Origin of the sequence: Bifidobacterium bifidum ATCC 29521 = JCM 1255 = DSM 20456 (genome assembly GCF_001025135.1) — a bacterium.
Classification (GTDB): Bacteria; Actinomycetota; Actinomycetes; order Actinomycetales; family Bifidobacteriaceae; genus Bifidobacterium; species Bifidobacterium bifidum.
Genome location: NZ_AP012323.1, coordinates 324,923 through 348,568, shown reverse-complemented (window position 1 = coordinate 348,568; position 23,646 = coordinate 324,923). Strand labels below are relative to the sequence as shown.

Below are 23,646 nucleotides of genomic sequence, written 5' to 3'. Positions count from 1 at the left end.
GACTATACAATAAGGAGGGAAAAGCAAACCAAGAAAGGGGCTTGTCATGATATGTCCTCACTGCGGCGCCACGCTGTCCAGCGCCGCACGATTCTGCACGCAATGCGGGCAGACGCTCGCGGTCGCCGCAGCAAACAGCAACGACAACGTCGAAGATTCGACCGTGCTCGGCACCGCTCCACACGGCACCGCAGCCGCGCCTCAGCCGGAAGCACCCGCTCCCGTCGCCGCATTCCCTGAACCCGTACCGGCCCCGCAGGCCGCGGCACCGCAGCCCGAGCCGGCACCCGCATTCCCCGGCGCGGAACAGCCCGCAGCCGAGCCGGCCTTCCCGGCGGTTCCCGAACCAGTCCCCGCACAAGAAGCTCCTGCAGCTCCCGTCCCGGCGGCAGAAGTGCCAGTCGCCGCTCCGGCCGGAGAAGTTCCCGCCGCCGCACCTGTTGCGGCTGCAGCACCTGCTCCCGGCACTTTTGCTGCGCCCGCGCCTGGTGCTCCCGTCCCCGGCGCACCTGTCCCCGTTACCCCCGGCGCACCCGGCGCCCCGGTTCAGCCCGGCGCTCCGCAGCAGTTCGTCCCCAACCCGATGTTCAAGGAGCTGTTCTCCGCGCGTTCGCTGCAGACCGCCGCAATCAGCCTTGCCTTCGGCTTGATCGGCGCGATGGCGCTGGCCCTGATCGGCTCCATCTTCTTCTTGTCGGCCGGCTCATCATGGGCGTCCAAGCTGAGCATGGTCCCCGGCCTGTCCCACATGATGAGTGACGCCAGCGGTTCCGGCACGGTGACGCCGAACTTCTTCCAGTTCCTGATTCTGGTGATGGTTCTGGGCGTATCCGGTCAACTGTCGCCCAACATCACCGGAGGCAACCTCTCCATGTCGTCCTTCGGCGTGTCCGGCCATCTATGGATGCCTGTCGGTCTTTCCGGCGTGGCGCTGGTTCTCGGCACCGCGTTCGGCGCATACTGGTTCGCGCGTAAGTTCGCCATCCGGTTCAAGTGGACCGGCATCGTCAGCAGCGTCATCGTCGGCGTCGTGATGGGATTCGTCTATCTGATTCTCGCCGCGATCTTCCCGCTGACGCTGGGAGCCGGCAGCATGGGCGGCATTCAGGCCAAGGCCATCCTGACCGGCGTCTCCGCCCGTACGTATTTCATGACGCTGCTGCTCGCCGCGATCGGCGCGTTCTTCGGCTATCTGCTCGCCCAGTACGCCTCGGATTCCAACAACGTGTTCACCGCGGCCTGGAAGTGGGCTCACCGCACGCGCGGCTTCGTGCGCACGCTGCTTGACGCGGCGTTCATCTACGCGGTCGTGTTCACGGTGATCGGCTTCATTTGCCTGATCATGCTGTCCAGCAGCCTGCACAACGGCCAGATGTTCATGCTGTTCCCGATTCTGCTGCCGTACCTTTCGTTCCTGACGTTCGCGCTCGGCTCGTTCGGCGCGGTCGGCATCACGGCCAGCGGTAATATCGCTAACCTGTCGCTGTTCGGCATCTCGAACCAGTACGTCGGCTCCATCAGCGCACCGTGGCAGCTGTGGCTGGTATTCGTGGCGTTCCTTATCACCACGTTCTACATTGCGTTGCGCGCCGCGGCACGCAACATCTATGATCCGGCATATGCGGGATGGCAGCACTCGTGGAAGTCTCCGGTCGCCACGCTGGTGATCTGGCTGATCGTCACGTTCCTGTTCACGTCCGCGACGCTGGGTTACACCATGCAGTCCGATACCTCTGACGCGTCGCTGAACATCGCGGCATGGTACTTCCTCGTCGCGGCCGTATGGTCGTTCCTGATCGAGGTGGTGGCGCTGACATTCGGCCCGGCCATGGTGCTGTCGATGGGCGGCGCATGGAAGCTGTTCGTCGGCGGCACGGTCCGCCCGACGCCCGCCGAGGTCACCGCGTATGCGGCGGCATGCGGAGCGCACTTTGGTCGCTTCCCGTCACAGGTCGCCGCGGCCGCCGGCTACACCGGCCCGCAGCCGTCCTTCGGCGGACAGCCTGGCGCCGGCACCGGAGCGCCGACCGCGCCCGCAGCTGGCATCCCGGTTCAGGGCGTTCCCGTTCCCGGTGCTCCGGTTCAGGGGGTTCCCGCTGCCGGCACCGACGCCGCGGCCTTTCAGGCCCAAGGTGGTGCCCCGACTGTCCAAGTTCCTGCCGGCGCTCCTGCAGCTGCACCTGTCGCCCCCGTTCCGGTGGCTGCTCCCGCCGCCCCGGCTGCAGCCAAGGCCATGACCCCGCAGCAGAAGAAGCTGGCCATCATCATCAGCGCCATCGTCGGCGTGCTTGCCCTGCTCGGTATCGCTTACGCAGTGGTCAACTCCACCGTGTTCAGCGCCGATAACACCGTGAAGAGCTACCTGTCGGCCATCGCGTCCGGCGACTATGACAAGGCCAACGGCATCTCCGACCCGCAGGTCGCCAACGGCAAGCGCACGCTGCTCACCAATGCGGCTTCCAAGGGCGACAAGACCACGATCAGCAACCAGCGCATCATCTCCGCCACCGACAACGCGGACGGCTCCCGCACGATGCGGATCTCGTACACGCTGGGCGGCAAGTCCATGACCGACACTCTGACGGTCGCGCCGAACGGATCCAAGTTCCTGATCTTCAAGAACTGGAACATCACGACGCCGCTGGTCAAGGAGATCTCCGTCTACGCGTCACCGGCCATCACCAACTTCACCGTCAACGGTGTCAAGGTCGGCGCGAAGAACGCCACAGCATCCGATTCCGGCACCTACACCTTCAATGTGTATCCGGGCTCGTACACGGTGAAACCGGTCACGTCGAAGTATCTGACCGCGGATTCGACGACGCTGACCACCTCCTCCGAATCCTCCGCCTCGATCTCTGCCGAGCCGACCGACGCTCTGGCAGACGAGATCAACGCGAAGATCAAGGACAAGCTGGATACCTGCGCCAAGTCCACGGATGCACAGCCTGAAGGCTGCCCGTTCAGCATGTACGGTTCCGATGACGACTACCGCAACATCGCATGGAACATCACCGAATACCCGACCGTCACCACTGATGACCTCAGCATCGACTCGGGCAGCTTCTACGTGTACGGCGGCGAAGCCAAGGTGGCGTACGAGTACAAGAACTATGACGACTCCTGGGAGCCGACGGACAGTTCCACCAGCTTCAGCATCAGCGGACAGTTCACGCTGGACGGCGACAAGCTGGACATCACGCTGGACGAGGACTGATCGGAATGATTTCGCCCGGCACGGGGCACCTGCTGCGCGCACCGTGCCGTAAGTGGAAGAATCCGTGAGCATCGCAACCCGCCGTTCCTCTTGGGACGGCGGGTTCTTGTATATTGGATAAGGTTTGTGTACGGCAACGTATCACCACGGTGAACGGTAACGAAACTATCGACGGAAAGAGCGGAAAAACATGTCGGCGATCCTTGAGGGCACACCCGATAAGCGACTGGCCTTGGTGACGGGCCGCGCATATCCTGAGCTTGCCAATGAAGTGGCTCAATATCTCGGCATCAACGTGCTGCCCACCACCGCATACGACTTCGCCAACGGTGAGATGTATGTGCGGTTCGCGGAGCCGGTTCGAGGCGCCGACGTGTTCGTGCTGCAGTGCCACACCAACCCGATCAACAAGTGGGTGATGGAGCAACTGCTGATGATCGACGCCCTCAAGCGCGCCTCCGCCAAGTCCATCACCGTCGTGGCACCGTTCCTCGGCTACTCCCGTCAGGACAAGAAACATCAGGGCCGCGAGCCGATCACCGCACGCCTGATGTTCGACCTGTTCCGCACCGCGGGGGCGAACCGTCTGGTCACCGTCGACCTGCATGCCGCGCAGGAGCAGGGCTTCTTCGACGGCCCGGTCGACCATTTGACCGCCATGCCCGTGCTGATCGACTACGTGCGCAGCCACGTGCCTATGGACAAGGCGACGATCGTCTCCCCCGACGCCGGCCGCATCAAAGTTTCCGAGCAGTGGGCCGCCAAGCTGGGCGGGCTCCCGCTCGCGTTCATCCACAAGACTCGCGACATCACGCGACCGAACCATGCCGAAGCGCATGGCATCATCGGCGACGTGCAGGGGCGCGACTGCGTGGTGGTGGACGACATGATCGACACCGCCGGCACAATCTGCGAGGCCGTGCGCACACTGCGCAACTCCGGCGCCGCCTCGGTGACTCTGGTCGCCACGCATGGTCTGCTGTCTGGCCCGGCCGTGGAGCGCCTGCGCGATTGCGGCGCCCGCGAAATCATCCTGATGGACACTGTGCCAGTGCCGCAGGAGAAGCGCCTGGATAACATGACCGTGCTGTCGGTGGCGCCGCTGCTGGCCGCCGGCATCCGCTCCGTCTTCGAGGAAGGCTCCGTGGCGACACTGCTGGAGGGCCTGCCGGAGGACATGCGCCCGAGAAACATCTACGCCTGAAATATAAAACAAAGGACTACATATTTGCCCCCGCTGGCGGAGGCAGAATGACGCGGTCCTGGCCATCCATAACGGATTGAATACAAAATAGGGAGGCCGCCACAGGGCGACCTCCCTATTTCTATTTACTTATATCACTCGGCGCGCTTGCGGGCGATGAACACCGCGCCAGCGGCGGCGACCAGCATCATGCCGGCCATGCCGATGACGGCGACGTTCGCACCCGTCTTGGAGATGGCGTTGCCGTTGGCATCGGCCTTCTCCAGTGCGGCGATCGCGTCGGCGAGGGCCTTCTGCGCGGCGTCGATGTCAGCCTGGGTGGCGTTGTCATCGGCGAGGACGCTCTGGGCCTTGGCGAGGGCGTCACGCACGGCCTGGGCGGACTTCTTCGTGTAACCGCTCAGATCCAGGGCCTTGGCCTGATCGATGGTGGCCTGCAACTTGCTCTTGTCGGTCGTCTCCGGGTTCGGAGTCGGCTTGGAGGAGGCGGGCTTCAGGGCCTTCATCGCGGCGTTCAGCGCGTTGTACGCGGCATCGACGTCAGCCTTGGTGGCGTTCGCATTGTTCAGGACGGCCTTGGCGGCATCCAGAGCCTTCTTGAACGCGGCCCACGAATCCTTGGTGTACGCGGATTCCTTGAGCTTCTCGGCATCGGCGACCAGGCCGGCGAGCTTGGAGGTGTCCACGCGCTCTTCCAGGGCGGCGATGGCATCCTTCAGGTTCTGGTAGGCGAGAGCCACGTCGTGCGCGGTGGCGTTCTCGTCGTCCAGCACCTTCTTGGCGGCGTCGCGCTTGGCGACGAGCACCTTCCAGGTGTCGGCGGTGTAGGTGGCCTCGGTCAGGGCGGAAGCGTCATCGTACAGGTTCTGCAGATCGCACTTGTTGACCTTGACCTCGGTGCTCGGCACGTCGCGAACCGTGGTGACACGCAGCTCGGCAGCGGAGGCGTACGTGTTCACCTCGCCCGCGGACTGTCCCGCGGTTTCGAGAGCGGTGATGCGCACCTTGGTGACGTTCTTGACCGCGTCGAACTTGACCTTCTGCCAGACACCGCTGGTCGTGGTGAACGTGCCATTGGTGACGACGTCCTTGGTGGTGCCGTCGGACAGCGTCAGCGTAATCTTGTACTTCTTGATCTTGCCGTTCGCGTTCGCGCCGCCACTGCGGGCCATGTAACGCAGACCGTCGATGGTCGTCGGCTCGTTCAGGTTGAACTGATACCAGGCGGTACCGGCGGACACTGCGTTGGCGCTCCAGGAGGTGTGCCAGTGAGTGCCGGCATTGCCGTCCTGGGCGAGGCTTGCCGGGCCCTCATTGCCGCCCGACAGTGCCTGCTGGCTGCCCGCCTCGACGGTGTAGGCATCGGTCGCCACGTCGTACGCATCGTTCGAGTCGTCGCCCGGTGCGTTCTTCATGTACTCGGCCAGCGCCACAGCCTTGTTGTAGGCGGTGGTGTAGTCGGGCTTATCCTTGGCGATGAGCGCCTCGATCTCGGCCACCGTGTTCACGTACGTGGTCCAGACTTCGGCGGAGTAGTCGCCGCTCTTGCCGTCGTAGGTGTCCTTGACTTCCTTGAGCTTCGCCTCGGCGTCGGCCTTGGTGTGCTCGGCGGATGCCACGTGCTCGACCTTCAGGTCATCGAGGACGAAGTCCTTGTAGCCACCGAAGTTGGCGGCGGAATCGGACGTGTTCTGCAGGTCGGGAGCGGTGGAGGTCGAGTAGATGCCGAACCAGCTGTCGCCGGTGATGGAACCGGTGATCTCGAACTCGGCCGTGCCGTCCTCGCCCAGGGCCTTCTTCAGGTTGGTGAGCTTGACGGTGCTGGCGTTGTACTCGCCGTCACCGGTGGCGATGGCGTAGATGTCGTCGGAGCCGGACTGGTACTTGAACGACACCTTGTAGGTCTCGCCCGGTTCCAGCTTGACGTTCTGCGGGATCGTCTGGTAGATCAGCGTGCCCTTCTGGATCAGGCCGTTGGCCTTGACGGACCACTTGCCGTCGAGCACGTCGTCCATCTTCTTGACATCCCAGCCGGCCTGCGTGAACGGGTCATGCAGCTCGGACAGGTGGATACGGTTGTCCTCGACGCCTTCGGAGCCGGAGACCACGAACGGCCAGATGCCCTGGGCATTGTCCTCGAAGTCGTTGGTGAGCGTCTTCAGGGTGCCGTCAGCGTTGAGCGTCAGGCCCTTGTAACCGTTCTCAAGCACGCGCACGTCATCGAAGTACACATGGTCGGTGTTGTCGCATGCGCCGGAGTGCGAGAGCGTCACCTTGACGTCGCCGCTTTCCGGAGCCACGAACCACACGTACATGTTCTGGAAGTAGCTGCTGCCGCCTTCAGTGTTCGAGTACGTGTTGTGGCCGTACGCCTTGATGTAGTTCTTGGCGATCGACTTGCCGGTCTCGTTGGTGGCGAGGACCTTGGTGCCGTTGGTCACGGTGATCTTGGCCGGGGAGTTGGTGCGGTTGTCCACGCCCACGTAGATCGCGTAACGCTTGCCCGCGGTCAGGTCGGTGAGCTTCTGGGAGACCTTCACGTCACCGGTCAGGCGCAGCATGGCGTTGTTGGTGCCTTCGACCTCGGCCTTGCCGGTGCCGGAGACGGCCCAGTTGTCCTTGAGGGTGTTCTGGCCGCCGTTGAAGCCGGCGTCCACGACGTGCATGCCTTCGCTCCACTTGACGGAGATCTGCTTCTCGGAGCCCTTGGTCACGACGTACGGGGTCTCGGCCTCGGCGGTCAGCGAGATCTTGCCGCCGGAGACGGCGACGGTCTTCTCGTTGGTCTTGCCCTGGTCGGTGAGCTGGTACACCTTGACGGAGGCGAGGTTCTGCCAATCCTTCGGCAGGGTCCACTCGGTGGTGCCGCCCTGGGTATTCCAGTGGTACAGCTTCTCATCGGAGGACTTGACGAGCTTGCCGGTGTTCACGTCCCACAGCCACGGCAGCAGGTAGGACTCAGTGCCCTTGACGGTGTTGCTGTTGCCCGGGGAGACCGCGCCGGACGCCACGGTGATGCCGTTGAGCGTGATGGTGCGGTTGCGGTACGCGGTGTTGTTGGTGTCGTTGGAGCCACGGGACAGGACGACGACGTTGCCGTGGTCGTCCTTCAGCGTGATCTGCTCGTTGCCGTTGTTGACGGAGGCATCCTTCACGGAGGTGGCGTCGAGCGGGCTGTTGACCCAGCGGACGACCTTGAAGTGCTGGATGAACTTGGTGGACACGTCGTGCGTGTACAGGTTCCTGATGTACGCGGCGTAGTCGTTGCGTCCCTGCCAGCCTTCGAAGTCCTTCATGCTGTAGCCGCCGAGCAGCGGGGCGTTCGCGGCCTGGCCGTACGACGGGTAGTCGCCGACCCAGCTGTCCTTCTGGTGGTTGCGTAGGAAGCGCATGACCTGAGAATTCTCGCCCTTCATGGCGGAACCACCGTAGGTAAGGTCGGCGGCCCAGTGCTGGAAGGTTGCGTCATACTCGTTGCCGGCGCCCCATTCGGTGGTCATACGCCAGCCGTTCTGGTTGATCATTTGGCTCATCTTGCGGGTTTCCCACGAGTCCTCGGCGCCGGAGGTGTTGTTGCCCCACACGTCGAGGTAGATGAAGTCCATGTTGTCGCCGACCTTGCTCTTGAGGTCAGCGAAGCGGGACTTGCGCATGCCGGAGGCGAGATCGTAGATGCCGTCGATGCCGATGCCCTGATCCAGCCAGTTCCAGCCGTAGCTCAGGCCGCCACTGGAGTTGCGACGCACCATGTCCTCGCTGAAGGCCTTGGCTTCCGGGTACATTTCGGACGCGTTGACGTGCACGCCGAAGCGGGCGCCGTACTTGGTGCCCTTCTCCATCAGGGTGTTCATGTCCGCGGCGCCGCCGGCGCGGGTGTTGATGTCGCCGTAGTCCGGATGGCCGGAGTCGTGGCCTTCGTTGCCGTAGCCCTTGAGCAGCACGGACTGGCCGAGGCCGTCGGTGTTGAGGGCGACCTTCTTGACGTTGTCAAGCGTGGTCAGGAACGGGTTCTGCGCCTGGGAGCCGAAGTTCATGGCGATGCGCCATGCGACCAGCTCGGGCACTTCCTCGGACTTGTATGGGTTGTTCATGATGTCGCGGTATGCGATCGCGCCATCTTCCCAGTTGACCGTGCCGTCCTCGTTCTCGTCGCCGGCGATGGCGACGGCCATCTTCGGCATGTCGGTCTCTTCGACGGTGTAGGTGTTCTTCTTCGTGTCGGTCACGACGCGGTGGTAGTACCACGGTGCAGTGCCCAGACCGAAGGAGGTGGCCTTGCCGACCTTCTGGGTGGAGGTGAGCACGCGGGTGTTCCTCGCACCGCCGGCGACGGTGTTGCCGACGGTGGTGCCGTCGTGCTCGGAGTTGGACCACAGGCCGGCGCTCAGGCCATTGCCCGAGACGAAGCCGTAGGTGTAGTCGTTCGCATTGCTGACCGTGGTGTCGGCGGTGATGTCGAAGTTGGTGTCACCGGGCCTGGCAGTGTCGGACGACATGCGGGCGCCGGTGAACTGGGCGCCGTCCTGACCGGAGCGCACGGAGATGAGGCTCTGGTTCGGGAACGCAATCGTCTGGACCGGGTTCTCCTCGGCCTCGGTCTTGGCGTCATCCGCCTTGTTCACGATCTTGGTGACGTTGAGCTTGAGCGTATTGTCGACGACCTTGATCTGCACGGTGACGACCGCGTTGATCTTGTCGCCGCTCTTGACGTTCAGCGTGTACTGGGCCTCGGTCGCGCTGACCTTCTTGAAGGTCACGTCGGAGTCCTTCAGCGTCACGTCGGTGCCGTTAATGGTGATGACGCGCACGTCCTTCGGCTGGCCGTACATGATCTTGCCGTCGAGCTTCTTCATCGTGTAGTCGTACACGGACGGGAAGTTCTTCTTCACGCGCACGTCCATGGCGGCGGTGGAGAGCGTCTCAGTAGCGACTTCGGCCGACTTGTTCAGCGTGATGTTGCCGACTGAGGCATTGCCATCGGCGACGGTGACGGTCTTGGTGGCGTCATCGTAGCCTTCGGCGGACACGGTCAGCGTGTAGTCGCCGGCGGCGAGGCCGGTGAGGGTGAAGGTGCCGTCCGCCGCGGTGGTGGCGGAGTTCTTGCCGGTGACGACTTCGGCGCCGGCGATGGCGGCGCCGCTGGCGTCGACGACCTTGCCGGTCACGTTGTGCTTGGCGACTTCACCCACGGTGAAGTTTTTGAAGTAGACATCAGTGACTTCGCTGGTGCCGGAGTAAGAGCCGGCCTTCATGGCGAGCTTGTCGGTCAGCGCGGTCATCGAGGAGTAATCCACATCGAACGCCTTCTGTCCGTCAATAGTCAGCGTGGCAACCTTGGCGGCAGTCCAGGAGACGTTGACGGTGATTTCAGCGTTCGCGGCAGGGGCAGCGACACGTGTGCCGTTGTACCAATCGCCATTGCCTCCGACATACTTCTGCCAGAACCAGCCCCCCTTGTCATAGCCCAGGAACAGGGCGTTGCCCGGATCCTTGTAGCCGAGGTAGAAGCCGAAACGGTTCGCGGAACCAGCCTGCGGGGACTTGACCTTGATGGAGAACTCTCCAGCCCGAGTCAGGTCAATCGTCTTGCCGCTAATGGCGACAGCCGGATAGCCACTGCTGCTGGTGGCATTGCCGTTGGCGGAGGTGGACTTGAAATGAGTCCATCCCGCATAATCGCCAGTGCCGGCTGCAAGAATTTCGCCGCCTTTGGCGGTGTTGCGGTCAATCGTCCAGCCGTTCACGGCAGCATCGTCCGCGACGGTGGCGACATCGTTGGCGTTCGCGTCATTGGAGCTAGCCGCTGAACGGAGCGCGAGAGTCTGCAAATCACTTGCAGAAAGCGGCGCGGCGGACGCTGTGCTGACCACCCCCAGTGGGGCGACAGCGAGCGCAACCGCAAGGGCCACTGAAACCACTCGTTTTCTCATATTTCCTTACCTTCATCATGGAGCACTAAGGCTTAACCTTGAGCGGATACGCATGACGGAAGCCCGACACGCGCGTCTCAGTTTTCTATGATAACACTCTTAACAAAGTACAAGAACGTGTGTTGTTAACATTATTATTTTCCAAGGAAAATAGAAATTTTCGCCATATACCAATGGGTATGCATGAAAAGACCTGCGCAAATCCCCTCAAAGAACAGCGATTTTTCCCGTCGCGACAACACTGTCTCGCGGAAGTCTTCCGCTATTTGTTAACTTACCTTACTTATTGGAGCGCTGGAAGAGCCAACTGGCCGATGCGATGCTCACCGAAGGTGATTTGCGTTCATATGTTCGCGCCGGAACGACGACCCTGCGCACTTGTCGTTTCGGCGCGCACTTACGGACGCTAATGCCCCCAGTCGCTTCGCGACGGGGGGGGGCACGCACTATATATATAAAAGGACTATTTGCTATCCGGAACGAACGACTCGAAGATGTGGCGGTCGAAATACTGGTCGCATTCGGCGAGTTCGTCCGCGCTGCGAACCGTCCACGACACCGGTATCGCGCCCATCCAGCGTGCGGCCCGCAGCTGCGGAGAGGGGCCGCCATGCCAGTCGAACGCCACGAAGTCCGGACGGGAGATCCAATCGAACGCCAACAGCCCGGCCAGCCACTCCTTGACCCCGGTACCGGTGAGCGACGCCGGCTCTGCCAACTGGCCGCGGCACACCTCCGGACGGTGCTCCTTGTACCAGTTGACCGCGCCCGGATGGAACGACTCGATCACATACGGGCCGTCATACGCCTGCAGCAGTTGGTCGCCCTTCTCCATCAGCTCGTCCGCCCGCTCGCCCCACGCGGCGTTGTCGGTGAACTTGTACTCCACGATCACCGGTACACGTCCCGCGATCACGCGCAGCACGTCGACGAACAGCGGCACGTGCTGGTAGTAGCCCTGCGGAGCGAACTGTGCGGCGGCCACCGGGTCGGCGACGGGCGCCGCCTCGGCATCCCCCGGCTTCGCGGGCGCGGGGAACAGCGGGATGCGCGACAGCTCCTCATACGTCAGGTCGGCGATCTTGCGCGGATCTCCGGCCACGCGCAACAGGTTATCGTCATGCACGACCACCACGCGGCCGTCCTTGGTGAGCTGCACGTCCAATTCGATGCCGAATCCGGCCTCACAGGCGGCGGCGAACGCAGCCAGCGAATTCTCCGGGGCGATCGAGCCGCTGAAGTCAGCGGTCCCGTATCCCGCGCGCAATGCGCAGCGACGCGCCAGCGCCACATACTCGCCGCTGTGCGCCGCATACTCCGGCGTCAGTCCCGATCCCGCGTCATGCAGGCCACGATGCGCATACCATACGTCCGGAACCGACGGCGCGAAATGACGCTGCTTGTCGCTGAACGAACGCGGCTTGATGGCCCAGACCGCGGCGCCCGCGGCTACGGCTCCGGCAAGCACCAGCTTGCCTCCAACATGTTTTCCCATAGTGTTTCTCCTAACCGTGCCGTCGGTTTCTAGCGCAGCACGCCGTCGATCAGCTTGGTGATCAGCTCGGTATAGCCGATGCCGGTCGCCTCCCATGCCTTCGGATACATGGAGATCGGCGTGAAACCGGGCATCGTGTTGATCTCATTGACCATCACCTCGCCGTCCGGCGTCACGAACGTGTCCACGCGGCTCAGGCCGGCGCCATCCACCGCCTTGAACGCCTTGACCGCGGTCTCGCGCACCTGCTGCAGAGTCTCCTGAGGCAGATTCGCCGGCACCTCCACATGGCTCGCCGACGAATCCATGTACTTGCTGTCGAAGTCGTAGAACTGGTCGTCGCCGCTGTTGCGCTTGTCGAGCACGATCTCGCCCGGCCAGCTGGCCTGCGGCTCACTGCCGGCCTTCGGGCACAGCACCGCGCACTCGATCTCACGCGCGTCGATGCCCTGCTCGATCAGGATTCGCCAATCATGATGGCTCGCCTCAAACACGGCGGCGGCCAGCTCGGCGGCGTCACCGGCATGCTCCACCTTGGTCACGCCGAAGCTCGATCCGGCGCGGGACGGCTTGACGAACAGCGGGTACGCCAGTCCGGCCTCCTCGACCCGAGCGAGCAGACCATCGGCATCAGCGGCGAACCGCGACGCCGCGTCGAAGCCGCGCGCGTCCACGGTGATGCCGGGAGCGACCGGAATGCCGGCGGCGGCCAGCAGCACCTTCGTGTAATGCTTGTCCATGCACGCGGCGGACGCGAGCACGCCGCAACCGACGTACGGCACATCCATCATCTCCAGCAGACCCTGAATCGTGCCGTCCTCGCCATACGGGCCGTGCAGAACCGGCAGCACCGCGTCAACGTGCCCCAGCGAGCTCAGCGTGCCGTCGTCGTTGCGGGCGAAGAAGCCATCCTGCCCGAGCGCCACGTCCAGCACGACGTCGCGCGAGCCGGGAGTCTTCTCGACGACCGGCAGACCGTCGGCCATATCCCATCCGCGCGGGTCCTCGCCGTCCACGATCCACTGGCCCTGCTTGGTGATGCCCACCGGCACCGGCTCGAACCGGTCGGTGTCAAGCGCGCGCAGCACGCCGGCAGTCGAAATACAGGAAATCGAATGCTCGTCGGCCTTGCCGCCATACATCACCACAACGCGAATCTTGGCCGTTTCAGCCATGTTTTTCCTCCCATGCCGTGTTTTGCACATACTGGGTCATAGCCTAATACGTGCGATGGCGCACCGCCCCGTAACAATTCGCCTCTTGCAAAACCCGCCAAACTCAGCAGGGTGGGCACCGGTGAGATTAGCTTTGCCGATGGCGCGAACCACCCCGTCTCGCTGCGGGGCATATGCTAACGCCCCCGCTGACGGGGGCTGTCGAGCGCAGCGAGACTGGGGGTGGTTAATGCAGCCTACTCCTCGGTGATCTCGGTGCCGAGTAGTTCGGAGAGCATCTGCTGGCAGGATATGCCTTCGTTCAGCACGCGGCTCATCGCGTAGGCGAGCGGAGTCGGCACGTCGAGCTCGTCGCCGAGCGCGACCACGGCGTCGGTGGTCGGCACGCCCTCGGCGACGCCGTTGCTCACCTTCGTGGCCTCCTCGACGCTCAGGCCCTTGCCCAGATTCGCGCCGAACGTGTAATTGCGGCTCAGGGGCGAGCCGCAGGTGGCGGTCAGATCGCCCACGCCGGCGAGACCGGCGAACGTCTTCGGATCGGCACCTGCGGCCTTGCCAAGCGCGGTCAGCTCCGCCAGTCCACGCGTCTCGATCATCGCGGCGGTGTTCTCGCCGTATCCGGCTCCACGGGCCATGCCGACTGCGAGCGCGACGACGTTCTTCAACGACCCGCACATCTCCAGTCCGATCACGTCGGAAGTGATGAACGCCTTGAAGTAACTGGTCGTGCAGGCGGACGCCACCTTGCGCGCATTGTCCAGATTCTCGCAGGCGACGACCGTGGCGGCCGGCTGACGGTCGGCGATCTCCTTGCTCAGGTTCGGTCCGGAAACCGCGGCGAAACGCTCAGCCGGCAGGTCGAGGGCCTCGCGGACCACTTCATCCATGCGCTTCTTGGTGTTCCGCTCGATGCCCTTCATCAGGCTGACGACGACGGCGGTATCGGGAATCAGGTCCTTGAACTCGGCGAGCGCCACGCGCGCGAACTGGGCGGCGATGGCGACGACGATGATATCGGCGTCCTTGACGGCCTGCGCCCGGTCGCCCGTGGCGGTCATGTTGTCGGGCAGCTTGGCGACGGACGGCAGACGAACGGCATTGTGGTGCCGGTCGCGGATGCCCTCCACGATTTCGGGCTCGATGGCCCACATCGTCACGTCATTGCCCGCGTCCGCCATCACCTGGCCAAAAGTGGTGCCCCATGCGCCGGCACCCAATACAGTACATTTCATAACCCACTACCCTACTCCAGCCCCGGATACGAGACCTCCATGCGCACGTCGCGCAGGTATGAACGCGCCCGCGCGGCATGGCGCTGCGCGGGCGTCTCGGATGTCCGTCGTGTTCGGGAATCAGTCGGTAACGCGGCTCATCGTACGGTAATCCCAGTAGCCGGAGGGAGCACGCTCGCCGCGGATCTCCGCCATGACCTGCGTCATGCGCACACGTACCCGGCGGGTCAGCTCGTCGGCGAGCTCCACGGGCGGCTCATCGCCCCACGACTCGCTGTCGACCAGCAGATCAGCGTAATCCAGCTGCGCGTCGTAGCACATGACGACGTTCTTGCGCGGCCACGGCCACCAGTGGTTGATGCTCGCCGCACCCCACGTCACCGCACAGAACAGCGGCACCTGGTATCCGAGCCGGCGCGATGCCTCCAATGCGATCACGCCGACGCCGTTCTTCATGCTCATCGGCCATTTCTTCGGGTCGCGGGTCACCGTGCCCTCCGGCCAGACGGTCAGCGGGCGGCCGCTCGTCAGAATCTCGACCGAGGTCTCCTCGATGGCCCGTGCCTTGCCGGACCGGCGCTGAACCGGCTGCATGCCTACAATCTGGAACCACTTGCCGATCAGAGGCCAGTGCGCCATCTCGGCCTTCGCCATGTAGCGCGGGCGACGGCCCATGTGGAACAGCGACGCCATCGGCACGAACACGTCGAACATGGTCACATGCGTGGCCGCGGTGATGAACGGGCCGGTTTCAGGGATGTTGTCAAGCCCCCAGGCGTACGTCCTGCAGCTTGCGCGGAACACGACATCGACGCCCTTGAGCAGCCGTGAGGTGCCCTTGGGGTTCTGCGCGGCGATTTCGGCCTCGTTGATCGTGCGATCCGGGCCGGTCGGCAGGTCGTGCATCGGATCGACGAGCGTGTGCGCCTTGGCGAGCCTGCTCACTTGTGCATTGGACAGCGGCTTGACCGCGGAACGCGGTGACGGTTTTCCTTTGGATGCCATGAGAGCCATTGTACGTGCGTGGCATGTCGTGGCACAAATGGTGCCGGCAACGCAAAACGGCGGCCGGAAACCGACCGCCGTTCATGCAAACAACGTCTGACGACTTACTGAAGCTTCTCCACCTGATGGAAGCCGAGTTCCACCGGCGTGTCGCGCCCGAAGATGGAAACCAGCACGGTGAGCTTCTGCGTGGTGGGTTCGACATCGGAGACGACGGCAGCCATCGTGGCGAACGGCCCGTCGATGACGGTGACCTGATCGCCGACGGCGTAAGACACCTCGACAACGCGCTTCTTTGCCGCGGCAGGCTTATCGCCGGCCTTCTTGAGCGCTTCGGAGGCGATCATCGGCGCCAGCATGGCGACGACTTCCTTGCGGGACAGCGGCGCCGGATCCTTGGTCGGGCCGACAAAGCCGGTCACGCCTTCGGTCTCGCGCACGATACGACGGGCATCCTCGTCGGGCCACATGCGGATGAGCACGTAGCCGGGAACGCGGACGCGGGTGATGACCTTCTTGCCCTTGTCGGTGTGCTTGTCGACTTCCTCCATCGGCACTTCGATCTGGAAGATCTTGTCTTCCAGACCAAAGCTGACGACACGGGATTCGACGTTCGTCTTCACGCGCTTCTCGTAACCGGAATAGGTGTGGAGCACATACCACTTGCCTTCCAGGGTGCGCAGCGACTTTGAGAACTCCTCAACGGCCTTTGCGCCCGCGTCGAGTTCTTCGGATTCCTGCTCGTCGGCGTCGCCGGACGCTTCCGCATCGTTTTCGGCGGTGCCGGATTCAACGGCGCCATCAGCCGCGACGGGCTGTTCTTCGGCATTGTCATTGATGGAATCAACCGCCGCGTCCGCAACCGGATCGGCTTCAACGGCCGTGTCGGCCGAATCGGGAAGATCCGCCAGTGCGTCGAGGTTATCGAGATTCACTTCATCAGTCATGCGTAACTTTCACCTTCAGGGTCGATGGATCAGCCGAACACCCACAGCACGAGCTTGCCCAGACCGAAATCCATGCCCGTGACGAGGAGCATCAGCAACACGACAAAGATGAACACGCCAAGAGACCAGAAGAACAGTTCCTTCGCAGTGGGGGTGACCACCTTGCGAAGCTCATCGATAATCTGCTTGATGAACAGGCCGATGCGCATGAATACATTCGGCTTGACCGCTTTCTCCGCCTTGCTTGCCTTCGCCATGTTCATCCTTTTGTGTGTTGGTTGCAAATACTTGGCAGGGAAGGCGGGACTCGAACCCACAACCTACGGTTTTGGAGACCGTTGCGCTACCAATTGCGCCACTTCCCTAAGTGAACTTTGCCCACTGTACCCGGCACGCAAGACTACGTGTCCGTTACTTGGCAAAACCGCCAATAGGCCATATTAGCGGGGATTGCCGATTTCGTCCAATCGCGTGTCTCGACCGGCGCGTAATCGGCGTGCCGCGGCGTGCGCGGCAGGTACCGCGCACGACCTCTTGCAACGGTTTCAGCCGACCCAGCGGCGGAACCGGCGCATGCCCTCGGCGAGCTGGTCATCGGCCAGCGCATACGAGAAACGCAGGTATCCGGGAGCGCCGAACGCCTCGCCCGGAACCGCGGCGACATGGGCCTCGTCCAGCAGCGCCGCGGCGAGTTCGGAAGACGTGTTCACGACGGTGCCGTTCTCGCCGAGCGGCTTGCCCAGTAGGCCGGTCACATCGGGGAACGCATAGAACGCACCGGTGGGCGTCGGGCAGTGGACGCCGGGGATATCGTTCAGGGCGGCGACAATGGCCTTGCGGCGGGCGTCGAATGCCTCGCGCATCATATGCACCTCGTCGAGCGAACCCGCGACGGCGGCGAGCGCCGCTCGCTGCGGAACGTTGGAAACGTTGGAGCTCAAATGGCCCTGCAGCTTGGCGACGGCCTTGGCGACGGGCGCGGGGGCGACCATCCAGCCAACTCGCCAGCCAGGCATCGCGTAGGTCTTGGCGACGCCGTTGAGCACCAGCAGCTGGTCGCGGCATTCGGGGACCTCGACGCCGACGTATGCGGTCTTGGCGCCGTCATAGTTGAGGTGCTCGTAGATCTCGTCGGAGATGACCCACACGTGGTGCTCCACGGCCCACTCGCCGATCGCGCGGATCGCCTCGCGACTCCACACGGCACCGGTCGGGTTGTTCGGGGAGGTGATGATGATGGCCTTCGTGCGCTCGGTCCGGGCGGCCTCGATGGCGGCGATGTCGGGCTCGAAACCACGGTCGGCGCCAGCGAACACCTCGACCGGTTTGCCGCCGGCCAGCTTGACGGCCTCCGGATAGCTCGTCCAGAACGGCGTGGGAATGATGACCTCGTCGCCGTCATTGAGCAGCACCTGGAAGGATTCGTACACGGCCTGCTTGCCGCCGTTGGTCACCACGACCTGATCGGCGGTCACCTCGTAGCCGGAGTCACGCAGCACCTTGGCCGCAATCGCCTCGCGCAGCTCGGGCAAGCCGGCGGTGGGCGTGTACTTGTAGTTGCGCGGGTCGTTGCACGCCTTGACGGCGGCATCCACGACATCCGCGGGAGTCGGGAAATCGGGTTCGCCCGCGCCGAAGCCAATCACGTCGACGCCGGCGGCCTTCATCGCCTTCGCCTTAGAATCGACGGCAAGAGTCGCGCTCGGTGCCACATTGTTGATACGGTCGGAAAAAGTCTGCCAGTCAGCCATAGTCATGCCATCCATGCTAAACCCAGAGCACGAAAAAACAACAGACCCCGACTACGCCCGGCACGGCGGATCTCGTTGCGCGACGAATCAGACCAGCACGAGATTGTCGCGGTGCACCACGGGGTGAGCGAACTCGTCGCCCAGGAACCGCCTGAGCTGCGCGGTGTTGCGGCCGAGCATCTGCGGGATCTCCTCGGAGTCGAAGCCCGCGAGCCCGCGAGCCAGATGCGCGCCCGCCTCGTCATCAATCCACACCGGGTCTCCGGCGGAGAATTCGCCGTGAACCTCCACGACGCCGGCGGCGAGCAGACTCGCGCGCCCGCCTCGAACCGCCTTGGCCGCACCGGCATCCGCCACCAAGGCTCCACGCGGGTCGGACGCGAAGCCGATCCACAGCCGACGCGATGAACCGCGGTGCTTCACCGGCGCGAACACCGTGCCGACCGGATCGCCCATCAGCGCCGGGCCGGTGTTCGTCGCGCTCGTCAGCACGGCGGGAATGCCCGACACGGCCGCTACGCGGGCGGCATCCAGTTTGGTGACCATGCCACCCGTGCCGACCCCGGACGACGAACCGGCGACCTGCACGTCGCCGATCGTGTCGATCACATTCGGCACAAAGCCGATGCGGCGGGCGCCCGGCGTGCTCGGCGGAGCTGTATACAGGCCGTCCACATCCGTGAGCAACACCAGCGCATCGGCCCGGACGAGGTTTGCCACCAGTGCCGAAAGCCGGTCGTTGTCGCCGAAACGGATCTCGTTGCTCGCCAGCGAATCGTTCTCGTTGACGATCGGCACCACGCCGAGTTCCAGCAGACGGTTCAGCGTGCGCTGCACGTTTCGGTACTGGACCGCGCGGATCGTGTCTTCGGCAGTGATCAGAATCTGGCCGACCCGAACGCCGAAACGACCGAACGCGGCCTCATACTGCGCCATCAGCAGCCCCTGGCCGACCGCGGCGACGGCCTGCTGCGTCGCCACGTCACTCGGACGGCTCTCGAAGCCGAGCGGGCCGAAACCCGCGGCGATGGCGCCCGACGACACCAGCACCACGCGGGCGCCCTGCGCCGAGGCGGCGGACAGCGCGGCCACCAGGGAGTTCAGCTTCTTGACATCCAGATGCCCGGACGGCTGCGTCAACGAGCTCGAACCGACTTTGACGACCATGGTCCGTGCGCCTGCGATGGCGCGGCGCACATCCGATTCAGTGACGGACAACACGCACTCCCTTCCCGATCACGTATATCTTGAATCATCACAGACGCCGGTGTCATAGGACGCCGCCGTTCCACGCTGCGGCCGCCGCGCTGGTGGAACCGCAGACGAATGTGCCAGCCATCCTCAGTCGCTCCGCGCCAGCCCCCGCGGGCGGGGGCTGGCAATGAAGCTGACTGGGGGTGGCCAGGCGTCAGGCCAGACCGCCGTCATTCTCGTCGCCGTCCTCGCCGCGACCGAACAGGCTCTGCTCGTCGTGACGGTCGTCGTCGACGCTCGGATCGGCCCAGTGACCGGCCTGACGTTCGGCCATCATGGCCTCGCGCACCGCGGCCTTGGCGTCCATCATCTCGTGGTACTGACGACGACGCTCCGCATTGGTACGGCGACGGCCGCCCGGCGCCTGATCCTCAAGACGCAGATCGCGGCCGCGGGCACCCAGCTGAGCGCCGTCAAGCATCTCCGCGCCGGCGGCGATGGTCGGATCCCAATCAAACGACACGGCACGCTGCCCCTTGCCGATACGCACCTCGTCACCCGGCTTCGCTCCCAGCCGGCGCAGCTCGTCCTCGACGCCAAGCTTGGCGAGTCGGTCGGCCAGATAGCCGACGGCCTCGTCATTGTCGAAATTGGTCTGCACCACCCAACGTTCGGGCTTCGCGCCGGTCACCTCGTACCAGAAACCGCCATCGCCCTCCTTGCGGGCCACGGCGAAATCGGCAGTGCCGTTCGCAGCCGCACGGCGACGATTCGACCGATCCTCCAACGGATTGATGACGACACGCGCCTCCTCCTCGGCCTGCTCGCGGCTGGCGACCTCCTGCCGCATGTCGGCGACCATGGCCGCCAGCGCAAAGTTCAGCTCCTTCAGCCCCTCATGAGAAGCCGTGGAGATCTCGAACACCTTCAATCCCATACGTTCGAAGTCCGGGCGCACGAAATCGGCGAGCTCCTTGGCCTCCGGCACATCCACCTTGTTGAGCACGATGATGCGCGGGCGTTCCGGAATCGGGATGGCGCCCAGCGGCAGTTCCAGCTTGTCGGCGTATTCGGCGAGCTCATGCTCCAGCGCATGGTAGTCGGAAACCGGGTCGCGGCCAGGCTCCAGCGTCGCGCAGTCGATGACGTGGGCGATGATTTCCGTGCGCTCGATGTGGCGCAGGAACTCCAGTCCCAGACCCTTGCCCTGCGATGCGCCGGGAATCAGGCCGGGCACGTCGGCGATGGTATAGCGGTGGTCGCCTGCGACGACGACACCCAGGTTAGGCACCAGCGTGGTGAACGGGTAGTCGGCGATCTTCGGCTTGGCGGCGCTCATCGCGGCGATCAGGCTCGACTTGCCGGCCGACGGGAAGCCCACCAGCGCTACATCGGCGATGGATTTGAGCTCCAGGATCACGTCACGTTCCTCGCCCGGTTCGCCCAGCAGAGCGAAACCCGGAGCGCGGCGGGTCTTGTTGGCCAGCGCCGCGTTGCCCAGACCGCCCGCGCCGCCCGCAGCCGCGACGAACTTGTCGCCGTTATGGCGCAGATCAGCCAGCTGCTCGCCCGGACGCTTGGGACGGCCTTGAGCGCCGACCGCGGCGAAGATCACAGTGCCGAGCGGCACCGGCAGGATCAGGTCGGCGCCCTTGGAGCCGTCCTTGACGTCGCCCAGACCCATCGTGCCGTCGCCGGCGTTGCGATGCGGCATGAACCGGTAGTCCAGCAGGCTGGTGGCGTTCGTGTCGGCCACGAACACCACGGAACCACCGTTGCCGCCGTTGCCGCCGTTCGGGCCTGCCAACGGCTTGTACTTCTCGCGCCTGATGCCGGCGGATCCATTGCCGCCGTCGCCGCCCTTGACATGAACGGTCACTCTATCCACAAAATCACTCATAACGCTCTACCTTACCTTGACCCCCGGTTCTCCCCAGGTTCTCTCACTCCGCCCGCAGCGGAGCAGCCCCGGTCGCTCTGCCCCCCCCCAATCCGTGCGGAGGTCTTCACAAGTGCTCAAATTACGGGTTGAAATAGCCGATTCCGGCAATTCCCCGTGTGAAATCGCCGTTTTCAGGCCCCAAAACGACCATTTGGCACGGGGAATTCCGGATAACGGCTATTTCACCCCGTAATGTACCGGTGTACCAGAGGAGGGTGGGGTGGCTCCTCGGAGAGTGATGTGGTACCTGATGAGGGAGGCGCGGTACCGGGGGAGGGAGATGCGGTCCTGAGAAGGGAGACGTGATACCTGAGGGGACGCACGGGGGCACAACACATGACGCGCGAAACACGATACATGATGAGAGGGCACGGCACATGACGCGCGAATGTGGGCCGTCGCCGCCTATGCGCAATCGAATGGATGCCTTGCACTCCACCGTATGCTCCGCCATCATCCGGATTTCCCGGCGGAATAGGCTCATCGCGAATTCGCAGATGTCGCGAGCCCAGACCCCCTACACTTGGCATATGGGGACGCATCATTCGCTGGACAGACTTTTCGCCGTTGCACGGCAGGAGCGACGCTGCGCCATTCCCTCCACCAACACGGACATACAGGCAATACGCAGGAGAGTGAAGACCGACGCCGTGCTGAGAGTCTTCCGCGGCCTGTACGCAGAGCCCGCGTATTGGGAATCGCTTGATCCGCATGAACAGGTTCGCCATATCGTACGAGCGCTCGCCATCCAACATCCTGATTGGGTGTTCTGCGGTCCCACGGCCGCCATCATGCACGGGCTCGACTGCTCCTATCGGCTGGCATTCCCAATCTGCATCGTCGCGAGCCCCGGCGCGCATCATCAGGACACCAGGCACATATCGCATCACGCGATCACGCATCCGGACATCACCGTGGTTCAGGGAGTGAAGGTCATCAGCTTGCTGCAAACACTGTTCGACCTCGCGGCATGCCAGCCTCTGCGCTACGCCCTCGGGCCAGCGGATTGTGCGCTCCGCAACGGCCTCGTGAGCGAATCCGTGCTCCGGGCGTATCCCTCCAGCGTGAAATACTCACGCAACCGCGCCGCCGTCGAGCGCGCGTTCGCGCTTGCAGATCGGCGTGCCGAGAACGGCGGCGAATCCGAGGCCCGCGGCATGTTGCATGATGCCGGCTGCCCTCCTGACGACATTCAGGTGGAATTTCCCTGTCTCGATCATCCCGGTCGTAAGCATCGCAGTGATTTTCTCTGGAAGCGTGAAGACGGCTCGGTAATCGTCGGGGAATTCGATGGCGTTCGCAAGTATGTGGATCCGCATATGACTTCAGGCCGGGAAATTCGCGAAGTAGTGGATGAGGAACGGAAACGCCAGCAATGCATGTCGCAGTATGCGATCGGCATGGTGCGCATGTACTACAGGGATCTTGACAATCCGGGACGAATCGTCCGGCAGCTCAGAGATATGGGCATACAACCATGACACGCGTGATGTCGGGGCGCGCGCCGCACTCGTAACCCACACATGTGGGCCAGCAGGCATGTTCCTCCGCTACCCGTCTAAGCCCGGAAAGGCCGACCGTGATCGCAGCGACACCATTCCAAGCCCCGATAAGCGCCGCCATGCGCCAAAACACGGGTTGAAATAGCCGTTATCCGGAATTCCCCGTGCCAAATGGTCGTTTTGGGGCCTGAAAACGGCGATTTCACACGGGGAATTGCCGGAATCGGCTATTTCAACCCGTAATGTACCGGTGTACCAGAGGAGGTTGGGGGGGGTCCTCGGAGAGTGATGTGGTGTCTGATGAGGGAGGCGTGACATCGCATGGCACAGGCGTGACGGCTCTGTGGGGATGCGCCGTGCGGTGCGAGCGTGCCGGGAATGCGCTAGGGCGGCAAACGAAAAAGCCGCACCCAGGTGGGATGCGGCTTGACGCTTAATGCGGTATCGCTCAGGCGGCGATGACGTCGACGACCTTGCGGTCGTGACGGACGCCGAACTTCACGCTGCCGTCGGTCAGCGCGAACAGGGTGTGATCCTTGCCCATGCCGACGTTCTGGCCAGGGTGGAAGTTGGTGCCACGCTGACGAATGATGATGTTGCCGGCGACGACGGCTTCGCCGCCGAACTTCTTGACGCCGAGGTACTGAGGCTTCGAATCGCGACCGTTGCGCGAGCTGGAAGCACCCTTCTTATGTGCCATGATTCAGATCCTTCCTGTATTGGCTCAGGCGATCGCCGTGATCTTCACGGCGGTCAGCTTCTGACGGTGACCCTTGCGACGAGTCACGCCGGTCTTGTTCTTGTACTTCATGATGTTGATCTTGGGGCCCTTGGCCTCGTCGTCAATGACTTCACCCTTGGCGGACACCGCGGCGAGATCCTTGGCGCCCAGCGTCACCTTGGCACCATCCACAACCAGCGCGACCGGGAATTCAACGGTCTCGCCTTTCTTCGCCTCAAGACGGTTGACGAGAATCACGTCACCGACCTCGACCTTTTCCTGATGGCCACCGGCCTTCACAATCGCGTACATGCTTCGTTCCTTGCTATGG

Annotated in this window: 15 protein-coding genes and 1 tRNA gene; 3 read left to right on the top strand and 13 right to left on the bottom strand. The window is 63.6% G+C overall.

Going from position 1 to position 23,646, the window contains the following annotated elements:
• Nucleotides 1–46 precede the first annotated feature (46 nt).
• Both BBBF_RS01360 and BBBF_RS01355 read left to right on the top strand, forming a co-directional pair.
• The gene (locus BBBF_RS01360; protein ID WP_033510137.1) at nucleotides 47–3,217 is read left to right on the top strand and encodes a zinc ribbon domain-containing protein; all 3,171 of its coding nucleotides are present in this window, start codon (nucleotides 47–49) and stop codon (nucleotides 3,215–3,217) included.
• A gap of 190 nt (nucleotides 3,218–3,407) precedes the next feature.
• Nucleotides 3,408–4,421, top strand: a complete 1,014-nt coding sequence (locus BBBF_RS01355; RefSeq protein ID WP_003811742.1) for a ribose-phosphate diphosphokinase — start codon at nucleotides 3,408–3,410, stop codon at nucleotides 4,419–4,421.
• Nucleotides 4,422–4,555: 134 nt separating this feature from the next.
• Here the strand turns inward: BBBF_RS01355 and BBBF_RS01350 are convergent, their stop codons facing one another.
• From BBBF_RS01350 to obgE, 11 genes are all read right to left on the bottom strand, one after another.
• Nucleotides 4,556–10,351: an endo-alpha-N-acetylgalactosaminidase family protein gene (locus BBBF_RS01350; protein WP_021648282.1), complete on the bottom strand. Its 5,796-nt coding sequence runs from the start codon at nucleotides 10,349–10,351 to the stop codon at nucleotides 4,556–4,558.
• Between the two features lie 463 nt (nucleotides 10,352–10,814).
• Nucleotides 10,815–11,846 carry a glycerophosphodiester phosphodiesterase family protein gene (locus tag BBBF_RS01345; protein WP_013363043.1) on the bottom strand — a complete coding sequence of 344 codons (1,032 nt, stop codon included), beginning with the start codon at nucleotides 11,844–11,846 and terminating at the stop codon, nucleotides 10,815–10,817.
• A gap of 29 nt (nucleotides 11,847–11,875) precedes the next feature.
• Nucleotides 11,876–13,021, bottom strand: a complete 1,146-nt coding sequence (locus BBBF_RS01340; protein WP_013363042.1) for a D-alanine--D-alanine ligase family protein — start codon at nucleotides 13,019–13,021, stop codon at nucleotides 11,876–11,878.
• Between the two features lie 236 nt (nucleotides 13,022–13,257).
• Nucleotides 13,258–14,253, bottom strand: a complete 996-nt coding sequence (locus BBBF_RS01335; protein ID WP_003811732.1) for an NAD(P)H-dependent glycerol-3-phosphate dehydrogenase — start codon at nucleotides 14,251–14,253, stop codon at nucleotides 13,258–13,260.
• A 120-nt stretch (nucleotides 14,254–14,373) separates the two neighbouring features.
• Nucleotides 14,374–15,258 carry a lysophospholipid acyltransferase family protein gene (locus tag BBBF_RS01330; protein WP_003815408.1) on the bottom strand — a complete coding sequence of 295 codons (885 nt, stop codon included), beginning with the start codon at nucleotides 15,256–15,258 and terminating at the stop codon, nucleotides 14,374–14,376.
• A gap of 104 nt (nucleotides 15,259–15,362) precedes the next feature.
• Nucleotides 15,363–16,205 carry a transcription termination/antitermination protein NusG gene (gene nusG, locus BBBF_RS01325; RefSeq protein WP_003820587.1) on the bottom strand — a complete coding sequence of 281 codons (843 nt, stop codon included), beginning with the start codon at nucleotides 16,203–16,205 and terminating at the stop codon, nucleotides 15,363–15,365.
• A 29-nt stretch (nucleotides 16,206–16,234) separates the two neighbouring features.
• Nucleotides 16,235–16,462: a preprotein translocase subunit SecE gene (secE, locus tag BBBF_RS01320; protein ID WP_003811726.1), complete on the bottom strand. Its 228-nt coding sequence runs from the start codon at nucleotides 16,460–16,462 to the stop codon at nucleotides 16,235–16,237.
• Between the two features lie 32 nt (nucleotides 16,463–16,494).
• A tRNA-Trp gene (locus tag BBBF_RS01315) sits at nucleotides 16,495–16,570 on the bottom strand.
• A gap of 180 nt (nucleotides 16,571–16,750) precedes the next feature.
• On the bottom strand, nucleotides 16,751–17,956 hold the full coding sequence (locus tag BBBF_RS01310) for a pyridoxal phosphate-dependent aminotransferase (RefSeq protein ID WP_003811723.1): 1,206 nt from the start codon (nucleotides 17,954–17,956) through the stop codon (nucleotides 16,751–16,753).
• Nucleotides 17,957–18,043: 87 nt separating this feature from the next.
• Nucleotides 18,044–19,123, bottom strand: a complete 1,080-nt coding sequence (gene proB, locus BBBF_RS01305; RefSeq protein ID WP_021648287.1) for a glutamate 5-kinase — start codon at nucleotides 19,121–19,123, stop codon at nucleotides 18,044–18,046.
• Nucleotides 19,124–19,364: 241 nt separating this feature from the next.
• Nucleotides 19,365–21,050: a GTPase ObgE gene (gene obgE, locus BBBF_RS01300; RefSeq protein ID WP_021648288.1), complete on the bottom strand. Its 1,686-nt coding sequence runs from the start codon at nucleotides 21,048–21,050 to the stop codon at nucleotides 19,365–19,367.
• Between the two features lie 677 nt (nucleotides 21,051–21,727).
• Here obgE and BBBF_RS01295 point away from each other — a divergent pair.
• Nucleotides 21,728–22,573, top strand: a complete 846-nt coding sequence (locus tag BBBF_RS01295) for a CTP synthase (protein WP_231855230.1) — start codon at nucleotides 21,728–21,730, stop codon at nucleotides 22,571–22,573.
• Nucleotides 22,574–23,042: 469 nt separating this feature from the next.
• On the opposite strand, the gene rpmA is transcribed toward BBBF_RS01295, so the two are convergent.
• Nucleotides 23,043–23,294, bottom strand: a complete 252-nt coding sequence (rpmA, locus tag BBBF_RS01290) for a 50S ribosomal protein L27 (protein WP_003811713.1) — start codon at nucleotides 23,292–23,294, stop codon at nucleotides 23,043–23,045.
• A 24-nt stretch (nucleotides 23,295–23,318) separates the two neighbouring features.
• On the bottom strand, nucleotides 23,319–23,627 hold the full coding sequence (rplU, locus tag BBBF_RS01285) for a 50S ribosomal protein L21 (protein WP_003811712.1): 309 nt from the start codon (nucleotides 23,625–23,627) through the stop codon (nucleotides 23,319–23,321).
• Nucleotides 23,628–23,646 lie beyond the last annotated feature (19 nt).